At 63.8% G+C, this 23,113-nt stretch carries 19 protein-coding genes; 13 read left to right on the forward strand and 6 right to left on the reverse strand.

Features of this window, described 5'->3' with window-relative positions; translation table 11 throughout:
* Positions 1-776: 776 nt before the first annotated feature.
* Positions 777-1,544: a DeoR/GlpR family DNA-binding transcription regulator gene (locus tag KUW18_RS00750; protein ID WP_222560569.1), complete on the reverse strand. Its 768-nt coding sequence runs from the start codon at positions 1,542-1,544 to the stop codon at positions 777-779.
* Between the two features lie 443 nt (positions 1,545-1,987).
* Here KUW18_RS00750 and KUW18_RS00755 point away from each other — a divergent pair, with 443 nt between their 5' ends.
* The 6 genes from KUW18_RS00755 (at position 1,988) to cdd (ending at position 7,965) form a co-directional block, all read left to right on the forward strand.
* Entirely contained in the window at positions 1,988-3,253 is a 1,266-nt protein-coding gene (locus KUW18_RS00755; protein ID WP_206942844.1) for a NupC/NupG family nucleoside CNT transporter, read from the forward strand.
* Between the two features lie 78 nt (positions 3,254-3,331).
* On the forward strand, positions 3,332-4,120 hold the full coding sequence (gene deoC, locus KUW18_RS00760; RefSeq protein WP_206942846.1) for a deoxyribose-phosphate aldolase: 789 nt from the start codon (positions 3,332-3,334) through the stop codon (positions 4,118-4,120).
* The gene (gene deoA, locus KUW18_RS00765) at positions 4,120-5,460 is read left to right on the forward strand and encodes a thymidine phosphorylase (RefSeq protein ID WP_222560570.1); all 1,341 of its coding nucleotides are present in this window, start codon (positions 4,120-4,122) and stop codon (positions 5,458-5,460) included. Before deoC ends, deoA begins: the two co-directional genes overlap by 1 nt.
* Complete coding sequence (locus tag KUW18_RS00770) at positions 5,457-6,689, forward strand: phosphopentomutase (protein ID WP_222483754.1); 1,233 nt, start codon at positions 5,457-5,459, stop codon at positions 6,687-6,689. Before deoA ends, KUW18_RS00770 begins: the two co-directional genes overlap by 4 nt.
* A gap of 95 nt (positions 6,690-6,784) precedes the next feature.
* Positions 6,785-7,528: a purine-nucleoside phosphorylase gene (deoD, locus tag KUW18_RS00775; protein WP_206942852.1), complete on the forward strand. Its 744-nt coding sequence runs from the start codon at positions 6,785-6,787 to the stop codon at positions 7,526-7,528.
* Positions 7,525-7,965 carry a cytidine deaminase gene (gene cdd / locus KUW18_RS00780; RefSeq protein WP_222483753.1) on the forward strand — a complete coding sequence of 147 codons (441 nt, stop codon included), beginning with the start codon at positions 7,525-7,527 and terminating at the stop codon, positions 7,963-7,965. The genes deoD and cdd overlap by 4 nt, the downstream gene beginning before the upstream one ends.
* A gap of 309 nt (positions 7,966-8,274) precedes the next feature.
* Here the strand turns inward: cdd and KUW18_RS00785 are convergent, their stop codons facing one another.
* Together KUW18_RS00785 and KUW18_RS00790 are read right to left on the reverse strand one after the other, a co-directional pair.
* A complete protein-coding gene (locus tag KUW18_RS00785) occupies positions 8,275-8,550 on the reverse strand; it encodes a glutaredoxin family protein (protein ID WP_222161975.1) in 276 nt (91 codons plus the stop codon).
* 367 nt (positions 8,551-8,917) lie between these two features.
* Entirely contained in the window at positions 8,918-11,284 is a 2,367-nt protein-coding gene (locus KUW18_RS00790; RefSeq protein ID WP_222560571.1) for a mechanosensitive ion channel family protein, read from the reverse strand.
* A 105-nt stretch (positions 11,285-11,389) separates the two neighbouring features.
* On the opposite strand from KUW18_RS00790, the gene KUW18_RS00795 reads away from it, so the two are divergent.
* Positions 11,390-12,379 (forward strand): amidoligase family protein, encoded by a 990-nt coding sequence (locus KUW18_RS00795; RefSeq protein ID WP_206942860.1) that lies wholly within the window; start codon positions 11,390-11,392, stop codon positions 12,377-12,379.
* Positions 12,372-13,115, forward strand: coding sequence for a gamma-glutamyl-gamma-aminobutyrate hydrolase family protein (locus KUW18_RS00800; RefSeq protein WP_206942862.1), 744 nt, complete (start codon positions 12,372-12,374; stop codon positions 13,113-13,115). The genes KUW18_RS00795 and KUW18_RS00800 overlap by 8 nt, the downstream gene beginning before the upstream one ends.
* A gap of 163 nt (positions 13,116-13,278) precedes the next feature.
* Here the strand turns inward: KUW18_RS00800 and KUW18_RS00805 are convergent, their stop codons facing one another.
* Entirely contained in the window at positions 13,279-13,707 is a 429-nt protein-coding gene (locus tag KUW18_RS00805; protein ID WP_222560572.1) for an OsmC family protein, read from the reverse strand.
* 281 nt (positions 13,708-13,988) lie between these two features.
* Between KUW18_RS00805 and KUW18_RS00810 the strand changes: the two genes are divergently transcribed.
* Positions 13,989-14,861 (forward strand): aldo/keto reductase, encoded by an 873-nt coding sequence (locus KUW18_RS00810; protein WP_222560573.1) that lies wholly within the window; start codon positions 13,989-13,991, stop codon positions 14,859-14,861.
* A gap of 158 nt (positions 14,862-15,019) precedes the next feature.
* Here the strand turns inward: KUW18_RS00810 and KUW18_RS00815 are convergent, their stop codons facing one another.
* Together KUW18_RS00815 and nfi are read right to left on the reverse strand one after the other, a co-directional pair.
* The gene (locus KUW18_RS00815) at positions 15,020-15,580 is read right to left on the reverse strand and encodes a DUF1415 domain-containing protein (protein WP_222560574.1); all 561 of its coding nucleotides are present in this window, start codon (positions 15,578-15,580) and stop codon (positions 15,020-15,022) included.
* Positions 15,581-15,614: 34 nt separating this feature from the next.
* On the reverse strand, positions 15,615-16,295 hold the full coding sequence (gene nfi / locus KUW18_RS00820) for a deoxyribonuclease V (protein WP_222560575.1): 681 nt from the start codon (positions 16,293-16,295) through the stop codon (positions 15,615-15,617).
* A 125-nt stretch (positions 16,296-16,420) separates the two neighbouring features.
* On the opposite strand from nfi, the gene KUW18_RS00825 reads away from it, so the two are divergent.
* The 4 genes from KUW18_RS00825 to KUW18_RS00840 all read left to right on the forward strand — a co-directional run bounded on the left by KUW18_RS00825 (position 16,421) and on the right by KUW18_RS00840 (position 23,037).
* Positions 16,421-17,701: an exonuclease SbcCD subunit D C-terminal domain-containing protein gene (locus KUW18_RS00825; protein ID WP_222560576.1), complete on the forward strand. Its 1,281-nt coding sequence runs from the start codon at positions 16,421-16,423 to the stop codon at positions 17,699-17,701.
* Positions 17,698-21,000, forward strand: a complete 3,303-nt coding sequence (locus tag KUW18_RS00830) for an AAA family ATPase (RefSeq protein WP_222560577.1) — start codon at positions 17,698-17,700, stop codon at positions 20,998-21,000. Before KUW18_RS00825 ends, KUW18_RS00830 begins: the two co-directional genes overlap by 4 nt.
* 118 nt (positions 21,001-21,118) lie before the next feature.
* Positions 21,119-22,291: an acetylornithine deacetylase gene (argE, locus tag KUW18_RS00835; RefSeq protein WP_222560578.1), complete on the forward strand. Its 1,173-nt coding sequence runs from the start codon at positions 21,119-21,121 to the stop codon at positions 22,289-22,291.
* Positions 22,288-23,037, forward strand: a complete 750-nt coding sequence (locus KUW18_RS00840) for a glutamine amidotransferase (protein WP_206942878.1) — start codon at positions 22,288-22,290, stop codon at positions 23,035-23,037. The genes argE and KUW18_RS00840 overlap by 4 nt, the downstream gene beginning before the upstream one ends.
* The last annotated feature ends 76 nt before the right edge of the window (positions 23,038-23,113 follow it).

Consider the following 23,113-nt stretch of genomic DNA (forward strand, 5'->3'; position numbering starts at 1 on the left):
CCATAGGTAGCGAGCCCAGGCTCGCAGGACATGCAGGCCCGACGAGGAGAGACATTGCATGCATCTTTCACAAAAGCTGCATGAAATGTGCCGATCCGCAATCGAAACCCGCAGAAACTCGCGCTCCCCACTCATCCGAGTACCACGACACGAGATCGTTACGAGGACAAAAAAGGAGATGGAACGCGACCGGTGCGTATTGTCGACAGCAGAGCCCGACTTGAGAAGCGACGATTTGCCGCAGGGTGTCGCACCTTTCCTTGATGCAGTTCAGGGTCATGTCTCGAGGCCACGGCCTTCGGGCCATAGCCTTGACGAGGATCACAGAGGATGCGACCTCACGTCACAGGCCTCAAGGTGCCCGCGTAGGAAGGCGAGAGAGAACGCGCGCAAGAAGGCGAGTGAGAAGCCGAGTGAGAAGCCGAGAGCCAAGGCCAGCGAGGGCGAGAGAGAAAGGCTGCCACGAAGACCAACGCGCGTGACCGCAAGGTGCCGTGCAAGTGACAGCGGAAAGGCGTTAATGGTTCCACCACGGCGGACAGCTGTCATCAGGGAGGCCATCTGACGGGACCCGCTGTCCGATGCCCTTTGGCCCTGACTCTTACCTCTGCCTTTAACCCTACCTTTCCCCCTACCCTAACCCTCGCACTCGTACTGGGTACTTGCCGAGTGCCACCTGCGGCACACTAAGCCGGCAACTACCAGTCCCAAGACTGGCGGCAGCGGGTGCCGTTGGCTGGCGAAGGCGTCGACGCTGCGTGGTGGAGCATGGAGGATCAGCGCGGGCTGTCGACTCGCGCCGCGATCTCCGGGGATGCCGACGCTGCGGCAGCAGCTTCCCCGTGGGTGACGATGATATCGGCATCGGACAACGTCCCGAAGAAAGCCGGGCGCAGAACGCCCCACTTGCTGTCATCGAAAACTAGAATGCGCTGGGCCGCCGTCTCGATGGCCGCCTGCTTGGGAATGATTTCATGAAAGTGAAAGCAGCTGAGCCCCCGCTCGAGGTGCACGCCGGCGGCCGACAGAAAGGCGCGATTGATGCCTAGGCTGCGTATCTGGCGGGCCACATCCTCACCATCGAAGGATTGCGAGACGCCCTGATAGAGCCCTCCCAGCAGAATCAGCCTGACGCTGTCGAGGTGGCTGACCGCGTTGGCCACGTTCAAGGCATAGGTGACCACGGTCAGATGCCGGCGTTGCCCCAGCTCGGCCACCATAGGTACCAAGGTGGTGCCACAGTCAATAAACAGGGTATCGCCATCCTGGACGTAGCTGCTGGCACGCTGGCACAGCCGGGTCTTGATATCGATACCGCGATCCCGCTGGGTCTCCAGGTCGTATACGGGAGAGAAGTGCGGATCGTCACGACGCACCAGATGCCCGCCCATCAACATCAAGGGGCTGCCCTTGGAGGAGACGTCTCGACGCAACGTCATTTCCGAAACGCCACACAGCATGGCCGCATCGGCCAGGCGAAGGCTTCCACCGCCAGCCAGCGCCTGCAGCAAGCGCTCCTGCCGTTGCACACTTCGTTGATTCATTACGTTTGCCCCCGCGCGGACCGTCATCGTGCCCTTCTGTTATGGTTTTTCAATAAGCATGCACTGAACTACAGGGTTCAGCCAGCGATCGGCGTTGAAGAAAACGCCACTGCACAAATGTTAATTTTCTCACATTAAATGTTAACATGATCCCATTGACAGCCAGATCGCTGCAGCGACGCCTGGCCAATCCATTATCATGCATCGCGAACTTCTGGACTCAGGTGCGGCAAGCGGTGACCCAGGTCATTTCTTCGCCCCCATGGCAATGGCATGCCAGGGCCCTTCAGGGTACTCATGACCTGCATCTGTCTCAGCGGCAAACCCACGCCCGTGACGGCCGGTGCGATGATCTACTCTCTATGGAAGGCTCGAGAGTTAGGACAACGACCGCTCCTTTCCATCGCGCTGTCCAAGTCACATTTTCCAAGGCGTAAACACCTATGACATTGCTCATGAGCCTGGTCGGCATGGTCACGCTGATTGCCATCGCCATTGCGTTCTCCCACAACCGTCGTGCCATCCGGCTGAGAACCGTCGGTGGCGCCTTCCTTATCCAGGCGGGCCTCGGTGCCTTCGTGCTGTATGTCCCTGTGGGTCAGAAGGTGCTGAAGACGGTATCCGACGCCGTTAGCCAGGTGGTGTTGTATGCCAATGACGGCATCGCCTTCCTGTTCGGCGGGCTCGCCAACGTGGACAGCGTGGGCTTCGTGTTCGCGGTCAAGGTGCTGCCGGTCATCATCTTCTTCTCGTCATTGACCGCGGTTCTCTACTATCTCGGCATCATGCAGTGGGTCGTCCGGCTACTGGGCGGTGCGCTGCAGAAGCTCTTAGGCACCTCACGCACTGAGTCGCTGTCCGCTACCGCCAATATCTTTGTCGGCCAGACGGAAGCGCCGCTGGTGGTCCGCCCCTTCATTGCCCACATGACAACGTCTCAGCTGTTTGCCGTCATGTGCGGTGGACTGGCCTCGGTCGCGGGCTCCGTGCTCGCCGGCTATGCCGCGCTTGGCATTCCAATGGAATACCTGGTGGCCGCCTCCTTCATGGCCGCCCCAGGCGGCCTGCTGTTTGCCAAGCTGATCATGCCCGAGACAGATCCCAATGCGGACAAGGCGGACAGCGTGTCCGACGTCATCGAAGAAGACGACAAGCCCGCCAACGTGCTTGACGCTGCTGCCGGTGGTGCCTCATCGGGGTTGCAGCTGGCCGCCAACGTGGGGGCCATGCTGCTGGCCTTCATCGGCTTGATTGCCCTGCTCAACGGCATCCTGGGTGGTGTCGGTGGCTGGTTCGGGATGAGCAGTCTGAGCCTCGAGATGATCCTTGGCTGGCTGTTCTCTCCGCTGGCCTTCCTACTGGGAATTCCCTGGGAGGAAGCGACGCTGGCAGGCTCCTTCATCGGCCAGAAGCTGGTGGTCAACGAGTTCGTTGCCTTCATCAACCTCGCGCCATACATCGACGGCGAGCAAATGGTCGCTGCCACCGGCGAGGCCATGAGTGCCCACACGGCGGCGGTACTGTCCTTCGCGTTGTGCGGTTTCGCCAACCTGTCCTCCATCGCCATTCTGCTAGGGGGCCTGGGCAGCATCGCGCCCAGTCGGCGGCACGATATCGCCCGCCTGGGCCTGAAGGCCGTCCTTGCCGGCACCCTCTCCAACCTGATGTCGGCCTGCATCGCCGGCTTCTTCATGACGTTGGGCGCCTGACGCCTGACGGATCCTCTCCCTTCATTCATGCCCCGACCGCCGCGATGGCGGTCCTGGTGGCTTCAGGAGCACGTTTTCATGTCCACCCCGACCTTCAACCCCCATCTCGTTGCCCGCCAGGCCCTTTCCCTGATGGACCTGACCAGCCTGAATGATGACGATACCGATGCCGTCGTCGAAGCCCTGTGCCAGCGTGCCAAGACGCCACTGGGCAACGTGGCAGCGGTCTGCGTCTACCCCCAGTTCGTGGTGCCGGCACGCCGCGCCCTGACTGCCCACAACCTCAGCGGGCAGGTCAAGATTGCTACCGTGACCAACTTTCCCCATGGCGGTGACGACATCATGGCGGCTGCACGCGCCACACGCGAAGCCGTCGCCTCAGGCGCTGACGAAGTGGACGTGGTCTTTCCCTACCGCGCGCTGTTGGCAGGGGACGACGCGATCGGCCAGGAACTGGTGGAAATGTGCAAGGCGGCCGCCAGTGACCGCACCCTCAAGGTCATCCTCGAGACCGGTGAGCTGAAGGACCCGGCACTGATTCGCCGCGCCAGCGAGCAGGCCATCGCCGGCGGAGCCGACTTCCTCAAGACATCGACGGGCAAGGTCACCGTGAACGCTACGCCTGAAGCTGCCAAGGTCATGCTTGAGGCGATCCGTAGCGCCGACCGCCCGGTAGGCTTCAAGGCCGCTGGCGGTGTGCGCACCGTAGAAGACGCCGCCGTCTACCTGGACCTCGCCGCGGACATCATGGGCCCGGGTTGGGCGACCCCGCAGACCTTCCGCTTCGGCGCATCAGGCCTGCTCGACAACCTGATGATGACCGCCGGGGTTGGCGTCGATGACGGAGGCCAGGCTGGGGGCTACTGATGCTGCTACAAGACATCATCGCGGCCAAGCGAGATGGACAGACCCTGTCGCGGGAGGCGATCCGGCACTTCGTGACGGCGATCGCTGACGACAGCGCCGGCAACGAGCAGATTGGCGCCTTCGCCATGGCGACCTACCTCAACGGCATGTCACTGGACGAAACCGTTGCCCTCACCGAAGCGACCCGTGACTCGGGGAGTCGTCTCGATTACCGCAGCCTGGACCTTCCGGGCCCGGTACTCGACAAGCACTCCACTGGCGGCGTCGGGGATCCCGTGTCGCTGATTCTCGGGCCCTGGCTGGCCGCCTGTGGCGCCCACGTGCCGATGATCTCCGGCCGAGGTCTGGGCCACACCGGCGGCACCCTGGACAAGCTGGAGGCCATTGGCGGCTACAACGTCACGCCTGAGCGAGCGACCTTCGAGCGCCTGCTGAAGGACGTTGGGGTCGTCATCGTCGGCCAGAGTGGAGACCTGGCGCCCGCCGACAAGCGCCTGTATGCCGTGCGCGACGTGACCGCCACCGTCTCTTCGCTGCCGCTGATCGTCGCCTCGATCCTCGGCAAGAAGCTCGCCGAGAACCTTGACGGCCTGGTCATGGACGTCAAGATCGGCAACGGGGCCTTTCTGGAGAGCGATGCACACACCCGGCAACTCGCCAGTACCATCGCGGACGTCGCTCGCCAGGCAGGGACGCCGACCACCGCGCTGCTGACCGACATGAATCAGACCCTCGCCGAGAGCGCAGGCAACGCCATCGAAGTGCACGAATGCCTGGCGATCCTGCGTGGCGAACGTCGCGACTCGCGCCTGCTTCAGCTGACGCGCAGGCTGGCGGTAGAAACCCTGTTGGTGGGCGGCATCGCCAAGGACCGGGAAACCGCCGCGGCACGCTTGGATGCCTGTCTGGCCAACGGTCAGGTGGCTGAGCGCTTCGAGCGCATGGTGGCGGGCCTCGGCGGCCCATCAGACCTGCTCTCGCAGGCGCCAGCGCATCTTGTTGGTGCCCCCGTGGTGCGTGACGTCTTTGCCCAGCAACCGGGCGTGGTCAGCGCCCAGGACGTCAAGGCGATTGGCATGGCCGTCGTTGCGCTGGGGGGTGGCCGTCGCCGAGCAGGCGATGCCATCGACCATCGCGTCGGTATTGACCAGATCGCCGGCATCGGCCAGGCCGTCGATCATCATCGCCCGGTGGCCAGAATCCACGCCGCCAGTGATGATGATGCACAGCGGGTGGCCGCGCAGCTGCGTGACGCCTTCACCGTCGCCGACCAGGCCCCCGCGTTGCCACTGGTGCATGACACCTTGCCCGACCCTTCCCTGGCAGGAGACATCCGATGACACGCGCTATCGTGCTGGTAATGGATTCCTTCGGTATCGGTGCGGCGCCCGACGCCGATCGTTTTGGCGACGCAGGCGCCGACACCCTGGGCCACATCGCCAGGGCTTGCGCCAGAGGCGAGGCCGACGACAGGGGGCGCACTGGCCCGCTCATGCTTCCCCACCTGGCTCGTCTGGGGCTGTTCCATGCGCATCAGGAAGCCACCGGCGAGGTTGCCGAGGGGATCACGTTGGGAGACGTCGATGGTGCCTACGCCCACGCCGCAGAGGTCTCCTCCGGCAAGGACACTCCCTCCGGCCACTGGGAAATTGCGGGAGTACCGGTGCGCTTCGACTGGGGTTACTTTCCCGACCACAGCAACAGCTTCCCCGAGGACTTGCTTGACGCCTTGATCAGCGAGGCCGGCCTTCCCGGTATACTCGGCAACTGTCACGCGTCAGGCACCGAGATCATTGCCCGGCTGGGGGAGCAACACTGCGAGAGCGGCAAACCCATCGTCTACACCTCCGCCGACAGCGTGTTTCAGATTGCCGCCCACGAGCATCACTTTGGCCTGGAGCGCTTGCTTGAGCTGTGTGAAACGGCGAGGCGTCTCCTCGAGCCGTACAACATCGGCCGGGTGATCGCGCGGCCTTTCGTCGGCCAGGATGCAGCCAGTTTCCAGCGCACCGGCAATCGCCGCGACTACAGCGTCGAGCCCCCCTCTCCCACCGTGTTGTCAAAGCTGCACGACAGCGGCGGGGAGGTCGTCGCCATCGGCAAGATCGCCGACATCTACGCCCACTGTGGCATCAGCCGTCTGGTCAAGGCCTCGGGACATGACGCCTTGATGGCCGCCACCCTGGCGGCCATGGATGAGCCCACCAGCGCCGACGATCGACGGCTGATCATGACCAACTTCGTCGACTTCGACATGGTCTATGGCCACCGCCGCGACGTATCCGGCTATGCTGCTGCCCTGGAAGCCTTCGACCGTCAGTTGCCGGAGCTGCTCTCCCGACTGACGGAGGATGACCTGCTGGTGATCACTGCCGACCATGGCTGCGACCCGAGCTGGCATGGCACGGATCACACTCGCGAGTACATCCCGGTGCTGAGCCGCGGCGCGGGCCTGAGGTCGGGTTCGCTGGGTCGTCGTCACAGCTTTGCCGACATTGGTCAAAGCCTGGCCGACCATTTTGGTCTGGCTCCCATGGACGACGGTGACAGCTTTTTGCCAAACCGCTAGCGCCGCGGTCCAGCTGATCCGCGCCGCCAGCTAGACTCCGCACCAGCGGGCGTCATCCCGCTGGCGACGCCGCTTCGACAGTACAAGGAATCCTGATGGCTACTCCCCATATCAAGGCCGAACCCGGTGATTTCGCCGACACCGTATTGATGCCTGGCGACCCGCTGCGCGCACGCTACATCGCCGAGACCTATCTGGAAGACATCCGCCTGGTCAACGATGTGCGCAACATGTACGGCTACACCGGACGCTACCAGGGCCGCGACATCTCTGTCATGGGCCACGGCATGGGCATCCCGTCGGTATCGATCTATGCCAAGGAGCTGATCACCGAGTTCGGTGCCAAACGCCTGATCAGGGTCGGCTCCTGCGGAGCCGTTCGCGATGACGTCAAGGTCAGGGACCTGATCATTGGCCTGGGCGGCAGTACCGACTCCGGCGTCAACCGCTCGCGCTTTCGCGGGCTGGACTTTGCCGCCATTGCGGACTTCGAGCTGACTCGTGCTGCGGTCGACACGGCCGCACGTCACGGGGTACCAGTGAAGGTCGGTAACATCTTTTCAGCGGATCTGTTCTACCACCCCGATCCGGCGCTGATCGACTGCCTGCGTAACTTCGGCATCGTCGGTGTCGAGATGGAAGCCGCCGGTCTTTACGGCGTCGCCGCCGAATTCGGCGCCCGAGCCATGACGATCTGCACCGTTTCCGATCACATCGTCAATGGTGACAGCCTGTCCAGCGACGAGCGGGCCACCAGCTTCGATGACATGATGCGCATTGCCCTGGACGCCGTGCTCGAGGACGATCGCCGCCACGCCCCTCAGGAGACACACTCATGACGGATCACGCCCCAGAAGCCGCCGTCCCCACCGACATTGTCGCGGCACTTATCGAAGTGCGGGGACGCGCCTACGTCCCGTATTCCGACCATCCGGTGGGTGCCCTGCTGATCACTCAAGCCGGCAATCGCTATGTCGGCGCCAACGTCGAAGTGGCCCACTACAAGGGACTCTGCGCCGAAGCATCCGCTATTGCCGCCATGATCTCCGCAGGCGAAACGCGACTGCAGGAGGTTTATGTCATTGGACCTGGGTCACACCTGTGCACGCCCTGCGGCGACTGCCGCCAGCGGCTGCGGGAATTTGCCTCTCCCCAGACTGTCATCCGCGTGGTGGATGCCGATGGTCAGCTGCTCAAGCGCTATACCATGGATGAGCTGCTGCCCGACTCCTTCGGCCCGGAAAATCTCGGCAAGGGCTCCGCTTACGGGAGCTGACAACCGCCGCCATTGGGCTCTGCATCAGCCACTCGAACGGATATCCAGACCAAAAAAAGGGCCACTCCAGGTGGCCCCAATCACTAGCTTGCTGAAAGTCACGTCAGGCTTGATGCAATAGCTTCACCTCTCTTGCACTTCACGTCTCTTGAACTTCACCTGTCTTGAGCTTCATCTCTCCTGCAATGCAGTTTTCTGCCCAATCCGGTAACACCATCGTAGTTTCCAGGGGCGCACTGGGCGGTCGACCTGCACGCCACCCACGCTACGCCTGAGCCACACCTACACCACACCTAAACCACACCGCAATTACGCCACCTTCTCCTTGCCGAAGCGCTTTTTCAGATACGCCACGATGTCCATGGACTCGTAAAGCCAGGTTTCGCTGCCATCATCACCGGTGATCAGCAGGCACGGCACCTGAACCTTGCCGCCGCCTTCCTTCAGCGCCTTGCGATGGGCGGGATCCGCCCCCGCATCCCGGATATCAACCTGGACGCCAAGCTTGTCGAGTTCACGCCGTACAAAGGCGCAAAACGGGCAATGGGCAAAGTGGTAGAGCGCGAGATCCTTGGCAATCGTCATGTCTTATCCCTCTGGTGGTGCGCTAGGCACACTGTTATCACCGGAAGACCTCCCCGTGTGGCGACGTCTCGTCAACCGGTCAGGAAGCCATCAGTATCAAGTGGTGCAGGCGACGCCGCGTCCCTGTTGCTGGACCTTGCCGCCGCCCGACTTGTTACCTTAGTGTCACCGACTGACGCATCCTGACAGCCACTTTACGCCCCTGGATGGGGATGCACGCCCCGGCACACTGGGAAACCCAGCGAGTCGTCGGCGCAGGCATTCATGCAGCGCTTCCCAAGAAGTGAACACAGCCATGACGAGTGCAACACACCAAAAAGGGGCGAGGGCTATTGCCCTTCGCCCCCCTTGTCGTCTAGCCCAGGTCTTACGCGGGGTCCGGCGACGCTCCCGTGGCACTGGTCTGATGCTGCGGATCGGCCACTCCGGCTTGGCCCGGACGTCGACCGCTGGCATCACTCTGGGTGCCTGAGGTAGCGCCTTGATAGTCCGCCTCGCCCTCTTGGGTAGAGCCATCCAGACGACCGCCCCCGCGACCTTCCATGCTGACGCTGATGCGTGGCGCACCAAGCTCGATGCCTACCTGCTCCATGCGACGCTTCAGCAGCATGTTGAAAGCACGCGCCACATCCCACTGCATCTCCGGGGAGGTCCGAAAACGCATCCGCAGGATCGCACAGCCATCCTCAAAGCGGTCGATACCCTGCATTTCCAGAGGTGACCAGATGTGGTGACGCATGATCGGATCCTGACGCAGGTCCCGCGCCGTTTCCTGCATCATGGTAGTGGCATCGTCGATCTTCATGTCGAAGGGAATGCGGATCTTCATCAACGCCACGCCAAACTGGCGTGACATGTTATGGATCGACTCGATCTTCGAGAAGGTGAGGATATGAACAATACCGTCTAGATCGCGCAGACGAACGGTGCGCAGGGTCAGCCCCTCCACCGTGCCCATATGACCATTGATGCGAACAAAGTCGTCTACCGCCAGGGAGTCCTCCACCAGAATGAAGATGCCGGTAATCAGATCCTGGACCAGGGTCTGGGCACCAAAGCCCAGCGCCAGGCCGATGACCCCGGCACCCGCCAGCAGCGGAGTGACGTTGACCCCCAGGTTGGCCAGTCCAACGATGGAGGCAATCACCACGATCGTCGCGAAGACGACATTGCGAATCATCGGCGTAATGGTCTGAGCCCTGGCCTGGTTGACCCGACGTCCTCGCGACCGTGCCGATGACATCAGCGACCGCTGGATCGCAGTATCGGCGAATATCCACGCCAGCCAGGCCAGCAATACGGTGAAGGCAATCGCCAGGATGGCCTGACCGATGCGCACGCTGGCTACTCCCTCGCGACCGATGCCCACCAGGGAGCCGCCCCAGACCTGCAGCGACAGCTCGGCAAACACCAGCCAGGCCAACACGTGCCCCAGGGTATAGGCAAAACGTTCCAGCCGGCGCCGGTACTCACTGTGGTGGCGGTGGCGTCCGCGAGAGTGGTCGTGTCGTTCGTTCTGCCGTCGCAGCAGCGCCGTCACCACCAGCGTCAGTACCAGCAAGGCGGCGTTGATGATCGATCGCGCCAGCGCCGTTCCCACGTCTCCCACGGTCACGAAAATCGCCACCAGTGACGCGCCGACCAGCAGCAAAGCCGGGATATGCCACAGTCGACCGATGACCCGCGTCACCTCGGTATGGCTGTTGCAGTCCTTGCGAATGCTGTAACTGCGGTTGCGAATAAGGTGCTTGATCGGGCGCTTGAAACGCACGATGAAGCGGAAGGTCAATGCGGTGGCCAGAATGTTGGCCAGCACCGAGGCCAACGATGCCAGATCGAAGCCCAGCAACTCCACCAGGCGTTCAGACTTGAAGGCATCACCCAGGGCGATCAGGGCACCAATCACAAACAGCGGACGCAGCGCGTGCTGCTGCAGCAGGCGCACCGCAGGATAGCGATGGCCGCTGGTGAACACCGATACCACGATTTCTACCACCACCGACAGAATGCGCCCACACAGAGCCGCATAGGCCACCACCGATACGCCCGTGGCTGCTGCACTTTCCGGGACGAGCTGCAGCACCCCCAGAATCGACAGGAACCCCAGCGCCCAGGGCAGCATACGTCGCAGAAAGTGCGCTGCCAGCAGCCAGGCCTTGGGGTCTCGTGGGAGGTCCATGGGCCACCCGCGACGACGACCGACCAACCGACCCAACGCCACCAGGATGATGACGATGCCCCCCCAGGTGGCCATCAACACACTGAACTCGACCGCAAAGCGCGCCAGGTCACTGTGCTCGGTGCCGCTGACCAGGCCGTCGATATCCTGCCAGCCCTCGAAGAACTTGGCGCGCCACTGGACCATGGGCGACCTGGCGCTTTCGGCCTCTTCACCCAGCTCATTGAAGGTATCGGCCAGCGCTCCCAACAGCCCCTGCGAGTTGCCCTGCGCCTCTACCTCTGCCTGACCTGCCTGCCGCAAGGAGCGCAGACTGTCGACCAGCTGCTGGCGGCTCTGATCGCTCTCCAGCGTCTGGATCAAGGTATCGAGAGAGCGCTGCAGCTCTTCGGGAGAGGCTTCCTGGGCGGCACCACCATTACCGCTATTGCCGGCCAAGGCAGTCAGTCCGACACCTTGCGCCGACGCCTGAATAGGCACAAAACAGAGTAACAGAAGCGCGAGGAAGCTAACCCCTTGAAACACGTACCACCTCTTTTGCCTGAACCGAACCATTCGTGCTCCTCGCCACGTACGAATCGATGCCTTCGCGGATGAACCTTCACCGCCTGTGGTAGTCTGCGAAGAAATGCACCGTTGATGCCTCAATAGGATGCCGACATGAAAGCCCAAGCGCCACCCGAGCCCACCACCTCGGACGGAGCAACCCGCAAGGTGGGGGTCGAAATCGAATTCGCTGGCCTGGACGCCATGGCCACGACGAAGCTGGTCCAGTCGCTGTTCGAAGGACGCATCGACGTCCAGAGTGCACATCGCATGAAGGTCTGCGACACCCGCTGGGGCGACTTCAAGATCGAACTTGATTCACACTACGTGCATCCTGACGCCGCCCAGGAGTCCGCCCAGCAGGATGACTGGGAGCGCATGCGCCGTGATATCGATCGCCGGTCGCGGGAGCTGCTGGGCGATATGGTGACCGGTGTGGTGCCGACGGAAATCGTCTGCCCCCCGGTGCCATGGGACGAGCTGGACACCCTCGACGCCCTGTTCGACGCCCTGCGTCAACATGGCGCAAAGGGCACCGAGGCCAGCTTGCTCTACGGCTTCGGACTGCACCTCAACCCTGAACTGCCGAGTCTCGAGGCGGCAGATATCCTGCGCTATCTGCGTGCCTATCTGCTCTCGGCCAACTGGCTCAGGGAACAGATTCGGGTCGACATCACCCGCGAGGTGTTGCCCCACGCCAATCCCTTTCACAAGCGCTACTGCCTCAAACTGTTCGACCCGGACTACGCTCCTGACATCGACACCTTGATCGATGACTACCTGGCCGACAACCCGACCCGCAATCGTGATCTGGACATGCTGCCGCTGTTTGCGCACCTGCGGCCAGAACACCCCCACGAGCTGTTTCGCAAGGAGCTCGTCCAGCCGCGCCCGACCTTTCACTACCGCCTGCCCAACGCACAACTCTCCGAGCCAGACTGGGGAGCCGTCACCGAGTGGAATCGCTGGCTGGAAGTCGAGCGTCTCGCCTGCGCACCGGACACCTTGAGTGAGCGTATGGCGGAGTACCGGGCCCGTCACCTCGACCGCTCGTTATGGCAAAAGGTAAAGAACACGCTGACAGGAGATGCCAAGGATGGCTGAGCGTCCACTGATCGGCATATCCACCTCCGACCACAAGAGCCTGCTGGCCTGGTGGTTCGACTGGTTCGCGGTCTGGCGGCATGGCGGCCGGCCACTGCGACTGTCTCCGTCACGGCCCAGGCCAGAGCATCTGGATGGGCTGATCGTGGGCGGTGGTGATGACATCCAGGCACACCTCTACGGAGGAGAGATGCAGCTCGACGTGCGCGTCGATCCCCAGCGAGACGAGCTCGAACTGGAACTGCTGGCCCGGGAAATTCCGCGGAACACGCCAGTACTGGGCATCTGCCGTGGCTCCCAGTTGATCAACGTTCACCTCGGTGGGACCCTGGACAGCGATATCTACACCACCCACGAAGGGTTGAAGCGCCGTCGCACCGTGCTGCCGCGCAAGACCGTGGACATCGTCGAGGGCAGTCGCTTGCACCAATTGCTGAGGGTCAGCTGGTGCCGCATCAACAGCCTTCATCACCAGGCCGTCGAGCAGGCAGGGCGCGGCATCGACATCGTCGCCAGGGACCGGGATGGCCTGGTCCAGGGAATCGAATCGCGGGACCATGACTTCCTGCTTGGGGTGCAATGGCACCCGGAGTTTCTGGTGTTCAACCGCCCCCAGCAGCGGCTGATCAAGGCCTTGGTGAAAGCCTCATGCAAGCCTCATTGCGAACGTCGCCCGCCCGCCAAGGCCAGTCGGAATGCCGGTCAACGCGCGGCAGCGGCCGAACATCCGCTGTAGTCACTCATGGCGTCTGGCCATGGCCTGCGTCATGAACGTCACACTAGAGGCAACGCCAGTGCACAAAAAAGCCTGCCAGCGGCAGGCTTTTACTGATGCGGCAAGCTCTATCCAGCTAGCCGGCAGGGAGCGTCATCGCCCAGACGATGACGCTCCCTGACGATCACACCAGTTTGGCATCGAGGCTGATCTCGGCGTTCAGCAGCTTCGAGATCGGGCAGCCCGCCTTGGCTTTCTCGGCGGCCTCATTGAACACGCTTTCCTCGGCACCAGGAATGCTGGCACGCACGGTCAGATGCACCTTGGTCACTGCAAAACCGCCGTCCACTTCTTCCAGGGTGACATCAGCGTTGGTGTCAATGCTGTCAGCTTCCAGGCTGGACCCCTCCAGAATCATCGACAGGGCCATGGAGTAGCAGCTGGCATGGGCGGCACCGATCAATTCCTCTGGATTGGTACCGGCCTGACCTTCAAAACGCTGCTTGAAGTCATAAGGCACGTTGTTGAGCGCATCGCTGTTGGTCGATACTACGCCCTTGCCTTGCTTGAGATTGCCTTTCCACTGCGCTGATGCGGTATTGGTAATGCTCATATCGACTCCTTTCCATTGACAGACTGAGACTTCGATCGAGTTCGACGATCACCTCTGCGCCTTTCCCTTTGGCGCACGCTGAACACCCCTTGGCAACAATGTGAACCAGCGGCGGCGTCAGCGGGCAGTCTTCGTGGCACGCCACCAAGACTGATGTCACCACAGTGCATCTTCCATCAAGCAGTGTCCAGCCTTGTGCCCCCTGTTGCGTTGGCGACGGCGGACTCGGCTACGATAGTCCTGTTGAGTGTCCACGAAAGCCACAAGGAGTCCGCTTTCTCATGAGTCTCGCTACCGTTTCCCTCGGCCCCCATGATGCCGACACCCTCCCCGCGATTGGCCAAGGAACCTGGTTCATGGGTGAAGGGCGCGCACCGCGATCACGTGAAATCGCCGCCCTGCAGCGAGGGCTCGAACGCGGTCTGAGACTGATCGACACCGCCGAGATGTATGCCGACGGCGAGGCCGAAAGCGTCGTGGGCGAGGCCTTGGCAGGACGGCGCGACCAGGCCTATGTGGTGTCCAAGGTGTATCCCTGGAATGCCAGCAGCAGCGGCGCCATCGCTGCCTGCGAAGCAAGCCTCAAGCGTTTGAACACAGACTACCTGGACCTGTACCTGCTGCACTGGCCCGGCAACGTTCCACTGGAAGAGACCCTGGAGGCCTTCGAGCGCCTGACAAACGCCGGCAAGATCCGCCACTTTGGCGTCTCGAACTTTGATGTGGAGGACATGCAGGCGCTGTCGAGCGTCCCCGGTAGCAGCCATTGCGCGGTCAATCAGGTGCTCTACCACCTGGCTTCCCGCGGCATCGAGGTGGCCTTGCGGCCATGGCAGCGACAGCATCGCATCCCGCTGATGGCCTACTGTCCTCTGGCGCAGGCCGGTGGCGTCGGGCCAGATCCACTGCGGGACCCCGAGCTCCAGGCCCTGGCGGCAGAGCATCAACTGAGTCCCGCTCAGTTGCTGCTGGCCTGGGCCATTCGCCCCATCGACGGCAGTCGCGACGTCATCGCCATTCCCAAGGCCGCCACTCCTGACCACGTCGATGACAATGCGAAGGCCCTGGAGGTAACGCTGGATGAGGCGACGCTTGCGCGCCTGGACGAGCTGTATCCGGCGCCGAGCACCCGCATACCCCTGGATATCGTCTAGGAAAGCACTGCATAAATGGCTGCGCTCGACATTTCGGCTTGCTGGCGGTACTCAAGATCCTCATTTACCCACACGTAAACTCCGGTCTCTCCGTTCCGGCAGTAGCCGACCTGCCATCGCTCGCTACATTTACTCAGTACTTTCCTAATGTATATGGCTCAGCGGAAGCGCTGGCGCAGCTCCTCAAGCTGACGCGCCAGCGCCGCGCTGCCGATCTCCCTGAGCTTTTCGATATTGCGCTCAGGAATCGCCTCGGGGTCGGGATAGTGGGCCAGCGCCCGCTCCAGCCCCTCTTCTCGCAGCAGGTGCCACACCGGCCACGGCGAGCGATTGGTGAAGTTGGCCGGGTCATCGTCCTCGACCCCGTCAAACACGTAGTCCGGGTGAAAGCTCGCCAGCTGGAAGACCCCTTCGTAGCCCTGATCGACCAGCAGCGCCTCGGCCATGGCCAGGGCGTCCAGGTAGTCATCGAAGTCGGCAAGCCCGTGGCTGAACACCAGCAGGCTGGTCTCCACCTCTGGCGCCACCTCCAGCTGGTGGCAGGCGTCCATCAGGGCCATCAGCGCCGGCTCGAGGGCGCGCCCGTCCACCTCGACATAGCGAATGGTGTCCCGCGCGAGCTCGCGACCGGCGAACGGGCAGACGTTCAGTCGGACCACGAATTCCTCGACCCAGGTCGCGGTAGCGGCAAGGCTTGGTGACAGAGCAGTGTCGGACATGGACGGTTCTCGCAGGTTCAGTAGCAAGGCCGGTTCAGCGCCTTGACGCTAGCCTGTCGGCTAGCCGGGTCGGCTCAGGAAGCTTGTAGCGGCCAAGGCAGGCCACCGCCCAGGCAGCGGCGGTATCTACCGTCAGCCGATGCCCAGGGGATACGAACACCGGCTTGACGCCGGCGCGAGAGCGTAGCACGACACCGATGCGCTCGTCCCCGTCAAGCAGGTCACAGGACTCACCTCGAGCCTCGGGCACATCACCATGACGTCCTGTCAGGCGCTTCTTCGCCACCCCCAGTGTCGGCAGGTCCAGCCACAGACCGAGGTGAGCGGCAACGCCCAAGCGCCTCGGATGGGCGATACCGTGTCCATCCACCATCACCAGGTCGACACGATGCTGTACCTTGTCGAAGGCCGCCAGCGCTGCCGGAATCTCGCGGAAGGACAACAGCCCCGGAATGTAAGGCATGCGCGTCGGCTCCCTGGCGACGACCTGCTCGACCACCTCAAGCGATGGCCAGGCCAGCACGACCACCGCGGCGCGGGTCGTCGTTTGCCCCTCTTCGAAGCCAATGTCGACGCCGGCAATATGCTCGACGTCAGCGATCCGGTCCTCACGCTCGAGCCGCTGGGCCAACGAACGTTGCAGCGCGATGGCTTCCCTCGGTGCCAGTGCCCAGTCGTGCAGCGCCGGGCGGGGCGCGCAATGCAGCTTGGTCATAGCGCCTCCTTGTCGATGACCATGGGTGGCTGATGTCGCCATCTGCTCGCGGTAGACTATGCCTCCGCCACGGGCAACGACAAGCCGCGGGACTGGTCGGCCCAACGATCCATCAGGGAGGACGGATGCGCATCATCCACACTGCGGACTGGCATCTAGGCCAGAGCTTCCACGGCCAGGAGCGCCATGAAGAACACAAGGCGTTCCTCGACTGGCTGATTCAGGTCGCCGAGGATCACGCTGCCGATGCCCTGCTGGTGGCCGGCGATGTCTTCGATGTCGTCAACCCCTCATTGCGTGCCCAGGAGATGCTGTACGACTTCATCGTCGAACTTCATCAGCGTTGCCCAGCGCTCACCCTGGTGCTGATCGCCGGCAATCATGACAGCGGTAGCCGTATCGAGCTGCCAGCGCCGTTGATGCGCCACCTGCGTACCTACGCGCTGGGACGGATCGAGTTCATCGACGACGGCCACATTGATAGCGAGCGCTTGCTGGTGCCGTTGACCGATGCCCGTGGCGAGGTGGGCGCCTGGTGCCTCGCCCTGCCCTTCCTCAGGCCGGCGGAAATCACCGGTCGCCGACGCACCAGCGACCACCACAGCGATCGCCACGATGACTACGTCAGCAGCGTCGAGCGGGTTCACCGTGAGCTGATCGAGGCGGCCCGCCGCAAGCGCACCGACGGTCAGGCGCTGATCGCCATGAGTCACGCCCACCTGCGCGGCGCCGCCGTCTCGGAGGCTAGCGAGAGGCCTATCGTGATCGGCGGAGAGGAGTCCTTGTCTGCATCGCTGTTTCCCAATGATATCGACTACGTTGCCCTGGGCCATCTTCACCGCGCCCAGCGTGTGGGCGAGGAGCGCATACGCTACAGCGGCAGCCCGCTGCCACTGGACTTCAGTGAGGTCGACTACCCCCATCAGGTGCTCTTGCTGAGCCTGGACAACGGCACGCTTGCCAAGGTCGAGCCCCTGGCCGTGCCACGCGCCGTAACCATGCGACGGCTTGGACCGGCGTCCCTGGATGAGCTGTTGCAGGCCATCGACGATCTGCCCGAGCGCCAAGGGTCCGGTCCCACCGAGCGCTGGGACTGGCTGGAGATCAATGTGCGTCTCGAGGCGCCAATGCCGGAGCTACGCTCGCGCGTCGAGCAGGCACTGGCGACCAAGGCCGTGCGCCTGCTGCGTCTCAAGCGCGAGCTGCCCAGCAGCGCCGAGCAAGCCCCCCAACGCGGCGAGCGACTGGAGGACATCGGGCCACGGGAGCTGTTCACGCGCACCTGGCGCGAGGCCTGGGGAGAAGAGCCGGAGCAGGACGTCCTGGCGGACTTCGACGGACTATGTCAGCAGGTTCAGGATGACGATGCGTCCGAAAGCGCCAGCCGCCAAGGAGCATCAACGTGAAGATTCTTGCCCTGCGACTCGCCCAGCTGGCCTCACTGCCGGGCCCGCTAGAGCTGGATTTCAGCCAGCCCCCGCTGGCCGAGGCCGGCCTGTTCGCCATCACCGGCCCGACCGGCTCCGGCAAGAGCACCCTGCTGGATGCACTGTGCCTGGCCTTGTTCGGCAATACGCCACGCCTGCGCGGTGCGCCGAGCCGAGACTCCCACCTGGATGACCAGGACGGCTCACGCATTCTGACCTCGGACCCTCGCAGCCTGCTGCGCCGCGGTGCCGCCAGCGGCTACGCCGAAGTCGATTTCATTGGCCGCGACGGTCGCCGCTACCGGGCTCGATGGGCCGTCCGCCGCGCCCGGGACAAGGCCACCGGCAAGCTCCAGGCCGTCGAGCAGTCGCTGCAGGACCTGGAGGACGAGCGTCTTTTGACCGCCCAGAAGCGCGAGTTTGCAGAGTTGCTGCCAGACCGGCTCGGGCTGAACTTTGATCAGTTCACTCGTGCGGTGCTGCTGGCCCAGAGCGAGTTTGCGGCCTTCCTCAAGGCCGATGACAACGCCCGCTCGGACCTGCTGGAAAAGCTGACCGACACCGCTGAATACTCGCTGATCTCGATGGCGGCCTACCAGCGTGCCAAGGAAGCGCGGGACGCCGTGGCGCGGCAGCAAGCGCTGTTGGATGAGGACACTCCCAGCGACAGCGATCAGCGCCAGGCCATGGAGGCCGAGTTGAGCTCGGCCGAAGCCGCGCTCGCCGAGCAGCTGCAGGCACTGCGCCAGCTCGAGCAGGAAGCCAGCTGGTTGACCGAAGACGTCCAGTATCGAGAACGCCACGCTGAAGCCCGCCAGGCCCTGGACCAGGCAGAGCAGTCCTGGGCTGAGCTGGATGCACAGCGCCGCGAGCTTGAGTGGCTCGAGCGTCTGGCCCCGCAGCGCAGCCAGTTCCAGCGTCAACATCAGCTGGCTCGGCAGCTGCCCGATGCCCGCCACACCCTCGAACAGCTCGAGCACAGCCTGGCGACCACCCTCGACGATCAGCAGCAGCACGAACAACAGCAGACGGCCGCCCAGACTTCGCTGTCCACTGCCGAACGGGAGCGCGACGCAGCGCGTCCTCGCATCCAGCAGGCGCACCAGATTGCCAGCGAACTTCACGGCCACCAGCGAGAGCATGAGGCCCTCGAGCAGGAGCTGAGGCGTCGTCGTCAACAGCACGCCGAGCTTCGTCAGCAACGTGAGGCAGCCGACAGCGCGCTGCAGCAGCAGCGCCAGCAACGGGACAGCGCCACCGAAACCCTGGCGCACTACCTGGGCCCCGACCAACGGGTGGCCGACGCCAGAACCGAGGCCCAGCAGAGCCTTGAGGATGCGGGGCAACGCCTGCTGGATCTCGGAGAGCTGCGCCAACGCTGGCAAAGGGCCAAGCAACTCGATGATCAGCAGCGCCAGGTGACTGCCGAACATGAGCAGGCCAGACGACAGCGCGACCAATTGCTGGAAGAGGGCAAGGCCGCACGGCAAGACCTGGATGCCGCCACCCAGGCTCACGAGTCGCTCAGCCGCAGCATCGAAAGGCTGCGTGCCGTACGCAGCGACAGAGTGGATGCACTGCGCGCCACGCTGGCGCCGGATCATCCCTGCCCGGTCTGTGGCAGTCTTCAACATCCATGGCGTGACTCCCCCCCGGCCAGTGCCGAGGGCGCCCAGCTCGAAGCCACCATCGCCGAGGAGAATCGCCAGCTGGCGGCATCGGAAGAGCAGCTGAGCGACTGTCGCCAGCGACGCGATACGCTGCTCGGAAGCTACCGGACCCTCGACGAGCGGGTGTCACAACTGGAGACCCAACTGGCGGAGCTGGCCCCGCATGGCGACCAGGCATCGACCCAGCTTGAGGCCCACCCGCTGTTCGACGCGAGCCTGCACGCACTGCAGCACTCCGCCAAGGACGTGGAGGACTGGCTGACGCAGCAAACCCAGCGCCAGCAGCAGCGTCATCAAGCAGCCAAGACACGTCTTGCGGCTGTTGAACAGGCCGAGCGCACGCTGGCCCCCCTGGCGGAGACCATCGCCAGAACAGAAACCGACCTCAAGACAGTGGCAGCGCGGATGGCCGACGTTGCCGAAGAGATCCAGCGACTCGATGAACGTCGCCCAACACTGAGTCAGGCGGTTGAGCGCCATCAGGCGGAGCTGTCGACCCTATTGGGCGATGACACCAGCGTCGACGCCTGGCAGCAACGCCTCGAGGCACACGTCCAACGAAGCCGCGAACACTACGAGCAGGCTCGCCAGGCGGTGGAGGAGCGGCAACGCAAGGTCATCAGCCTCAATCAGCAGCTCACCCATCAGCGCCACACCCTTCGCCAGATCGAGGATGACAAGGCGGCACTGGATCAGCACCTCGCCAGCTGGCGTAGCCAGCAGCCGGAGCTGAACGACGAGCGACTGGCGCAACTCCTCGAGCGCAGCGACGCCGACATCGAAGGGCTGCGCCGCCGGATCGACAGCGCGCGCGATGCGCTGCAGACCGCCCGCACCAGCCTTGAGGAGCGACGCCGAGCTTGGCGCGGCTGGCGCCAGCGTCATCTGCCTGACCAGGATCCGGACACCCTGCTCGACACCGACACCGAGCACCGCCTGGCACAACGCCGCGAGGATCTGGCGTCCCGTCAACGCGAATGCCAGCCGCGAGTCGCCAACGCCCAGCAGACCCGGGACGCCGCCCTGCACCGCCTGCATGACGATGATCGCCGCCGCCAGCGTCAGCGCGATGGACTGGAAGCGCTCGAGGCCGCCCGCGCCGAACTCCACCGCTGGGGCCGGATCAGCGAGCTGGTCGGCGCCGCCGACGGCAAGACCTTTCGCCGCATCGCCCAGGCCTGGAACCTGGAGCGTCTGATCGACGAGGCCAACGCACACCTGGCCGGCCTCAGCCGTCGCTACCGACTGGTGCGAGGAGGCAGCCCGCTGGGGCTGCTGGTCATCGATCGCGACGTGGCGGACGAGCGACGCTCGGTGCACTCCCTGTCCGGTGGGGAAACCTTCCTGGTCTCGCTGGCCATGGCTCTTGGGCTGGCTTCCCTGGCCTCGGGGGAGCTTGCCATCGAGTCACTGTTCATCGATGAAGGCTTCGGCAGCCTCGACCCACAGTCCCTGGCCCTGGCCATGGACGCACTCGATGGGCTGCAGGCTCAGGGCCGTCGAGTGGGTGTCATCTCCCACGTCCAGGAGATGCATGAACGCATTCCCGTGCAGATCCAGGTGATGCCTGGCGGCAATGGGGAGAGTCGCGTTGTGCTCACTGACTAGCTCCCTATGCTGCTGGGAGCCGAGACATCCACCACGACAGGAAGGCGTCCGCATGCTGGGGCCAGCACACCGCCCATGATACATTGGCGCCTTCACCACACCCGCCCCTGGAGCCCCCATGACCGCTTACGACCTGCTCAAGACCCTGGTCGGCTTTGCCACCGTGTCTCGACAGTCCAACCTCGAACTGATCACCTTCGTCGAGCAATGGCTCGACCAGCACGGGGTGGAGCACTGGCGGGTCTCAAGCGACGACGGCTCCCGCGCCAACCTGCTGGCACGCATCGGTCCAGCCGTCCCAGGTGGGGTCGTGCTGTCGGGCCATACCGACGTGGTGCCGGTCACCGGCCAGCCCTGGTCTACCGATCCCTTCACCCTGACCGCGGGTGAAGGCGCCAACAGCGAGCGCCTGTATGGTCGCGGCACCTGCGACATGAAGGCTTTCATTGCCTGCGCATTGGCCGAAGTACCGCGCTGGAGCCAGCTCGAACTTGAGGTGCCGATCTGGCTGGCCCTGTCCTACGACGAAGAAGTCGGCTGCGTTGGCGCACCGCGCATGATCGAAAGACTGATGGCCGAACACCCCCGCCCCGCTGCGGTCGTGGTGGGTGAGCCGACGCTGATGTCACCGGTGGTGGCACACAAGGGAGCCACCAACTTCCGCACGACCGTGATCGGCCGCGAGGCTCACTCCAGCCAGGTGTATCAAGGCGTCTCGGCCATTCACGTGGCCGCTCGTCTGGTCACGCGCATCGAAGACTTGATGGCAGAGCTGAAGGAAGAAGGACGTGTGGATGAAGCGTTCAGCGTGATCCACTCCAGCCTGCACGTCGGCAAGATTGAGGGTGGTACCGCCATCAACATCATGGCCCGCCGCTGCACCTTCGAGTGGGAAATACGCCACCTGCCCACCGACGACGCGGAGGAACTGCTGGCCCGTGTCGAGGCCACCGCCCGCACCCTGGAGAGCGCCATGCAGGCACGCGCTCCCGAGGCGTCCATCACCACCGAGCGCCTCAATACCACCGTGCCTGCCCTGGCCGACCGCGACAACCGCGAGGCCCTGACCCTATGCCGCGAACTGCTGGGCGACAGCCCTGACGGCGCCGCCGTGGCCTACGCCACCGAGGCCGGTCAATTTCAGCTGGCCGGACTGCCCACCGTCATTTGCGGCCCCGGCAGCATCAGCCAGGCCCATCAGCCGGACGAGTACATTGAACGCCCCCAGCTGGAGGCTGGCAGCGACTTCATGAGCGCTCTTGGCCAACGCCTGAGGAAGCGCCAGCCATGAGCCAGACATCGCGCTCAGGGCCGGCTCGTCTTGCCATCTTCAAGACCGGGGACAGCTTTAGTGACGTGGTCCAGCACCACGGTGATTTCGAGGATCTGTTCATCGCTCGCCTGCAAGGCTTTCGCCAACAGGGCGGCATCATCGAGGTCATCGACGTGCGCCACGCCTCGCTGCCGGCGGTCTCTGACCAGGACGGTGTTATCGTGACCGGGTCCCACGCCATGGTCTCCGACCAGGCACCTTGGAGCGAGGCGCTCAAACCCTGGCTACGTCGTGCTTGGCAGGCGAACCTGCCGCTGTTCGGGGTCTGCTACGGCCATCAGCTGATGGCAGATGCCTTTGGCGGCGTGGCCGGCTATCACCCGTCTGGTCGTGAATGCGGCACCCGGCTGCTGACGCTGACCGACGAGGGACGCAAGGATCCGCTGTTCGCCAGCCTGCCCGAGCGTTTCAACGCCCAGCTGACCCATGCTCAGAGCGCCCTGACGCGGCCGCCGCAGTCCATGATACTGGCCGCCAACGACCACGACCCCTATCAAGCCCTGCGTCATGGTCCGCGCCAGTACAGCGTGCAATTTCACCCGGAGTTCACCCCCGCCGTGACCGCCGCTTACCTGGCCCACCAACGAGAGGTGCTCGCCGACCAGGGGGAAGATCCTGACGCCTTGCACCAGGGGCTGCGCGATACACCAGAGGCCAGCAGCCTGCTGGACGCCTTTGCGCTGAAGATGGTGATCAGCGACTAGCCGCCGATGTGACCCCCAGCCGTCGCCCCGTGGGCCCTGCCAGGGTCGCGAGCCGAATGCACTGCGACAACATCGT

Origin of the sequence: Halomonas sp. DP5Y7-2 (assembly GCF_019802025.1) — a bacterium.
In the GTDB taxonomy this organism is placed as follows: domain Bacteria; phylum Pseudomonadota; class Gammaproteobacteria; order Pseudomonadales; family Halomonadaceae; genus Halomonas; species Halomonas litopenaei_A.

Coding starts and splice junctions, on each gene's coding strand:
- KUW18_RS00770 (WP_222483754.1), top strand. CDS start 5,457: ATGACACGCGCTATCGTGCTGGTAATGGATTCCTTCGGTATCGGTGCG.
- KUW18_RS00840 (WP_206942878.1), top strand. CDS start 22,288: ATGAGCCAGACATCGCGCTCAGGGCCGGCTCGTCTTGCCATCTTCAAG.
- deoC (WP_206942846.1), top strand. CDS start 3,332: ATGTCCACCCCGACCTTCAACCCCCATCTCGTTGCCCGCCAGGCCCTT.
- cdd (WP_222483753.1), top strand. CDS start 7,525: ATGACGGATCACGCCCCAGAAGCCGCCGTCCCCACCGACATTGTCGCG.
- KUW18_RS00755 (WP_206942844.1), top strand. CDS start 1,988: ATGACATTGCTCATGAGCCTGGTCGGCATGGTCACGCTGATTGCCATC.
- deoD (WP_206942852.1), top strand. CDS start 6,785: ATGGCTACTCCCCATATCAAGGCCGAACCCGGTGATTTCGCCGACACC.
- KUW18_RS00810 (WP_222560573.1), top strand. CDS start 13,989: ATGAGTCTCGCTACCGTTTCCCTCGGCCCCCATGATGCCGACACCCTC.
- argE (WP_222560578.1), top strand. CDS start 21,119: ATGACCGCTTACGACCTGCTCAAGACCCTGGTCGGCTTTGCCACCGTG.
- KUW18_RS00795 (WP_206942860.1), top strand. CDS start 11,390: ATGAAAGCCCAAGCGCCACCCGAGCCCACCACCTCGGACGGAGCAACC.
- KUW18_RS00825 (WP_222560576.1), top strand. CDS start 16,421: ATGCGCATCATCCACACTGCGGACTGGCATCTAGGCCAGAGCTTCCAC.
- deoA (WP_222560570.1), top strand. CDS start 4,120: ATGCTGCTACAAGACATCATCGCGGCCAAGCGAGATGGACAGACCCTG.
- KUW18_RS00805 (WP_222560572.1), bottom strand. CDS start 13,707: ATGAGCATTACCAATACCGCATCAGCGCAGTGGAAAGGCAATCTCAAG.
- KUW18_RS00815 (WP_222560574.1), bottom strand. CDS start 15,580: ATGTCCGACACTGCTCTGTCACCAAGCCTTGCCGCTACCGCGACCTGG.
- KUW18_RS00800 (WP_206942862.1), top strand. CDS start 12,372: ATGGCTGAGCGTCCACTGATCGGCATATCCACCTCCGACCACAAGAGC.
- KUW18_RS00790 (WP_222560571.1), bottom strand. CDS start 11,284: ATGGTTCGGTTCAGGCAAAAGAGGTGGTACGTGTTTCAAGGGGTTAGC.
- nfi (WP_222560575.1), bottom strand. CDS start 16,295: ATGACCAAGCTGCATTGCGCGCCCCGCCCGGCGCTGCACGACTGGGCA.
- KUW18_RS00785 (WP_222161975.1), bottom strand. CDS start 8,550: ATGACGATTGCCAAGGATCTCGCGCTCTACCACTTTGCCCATTGCCCG.
- KUW18_RS00750 (WP_222560569.1), bottom strand. CDS start 1,544: ATGAATCAACGAAGTGTGCAACGGCAGGAGCGCTTGCTGCAGGCGCTG.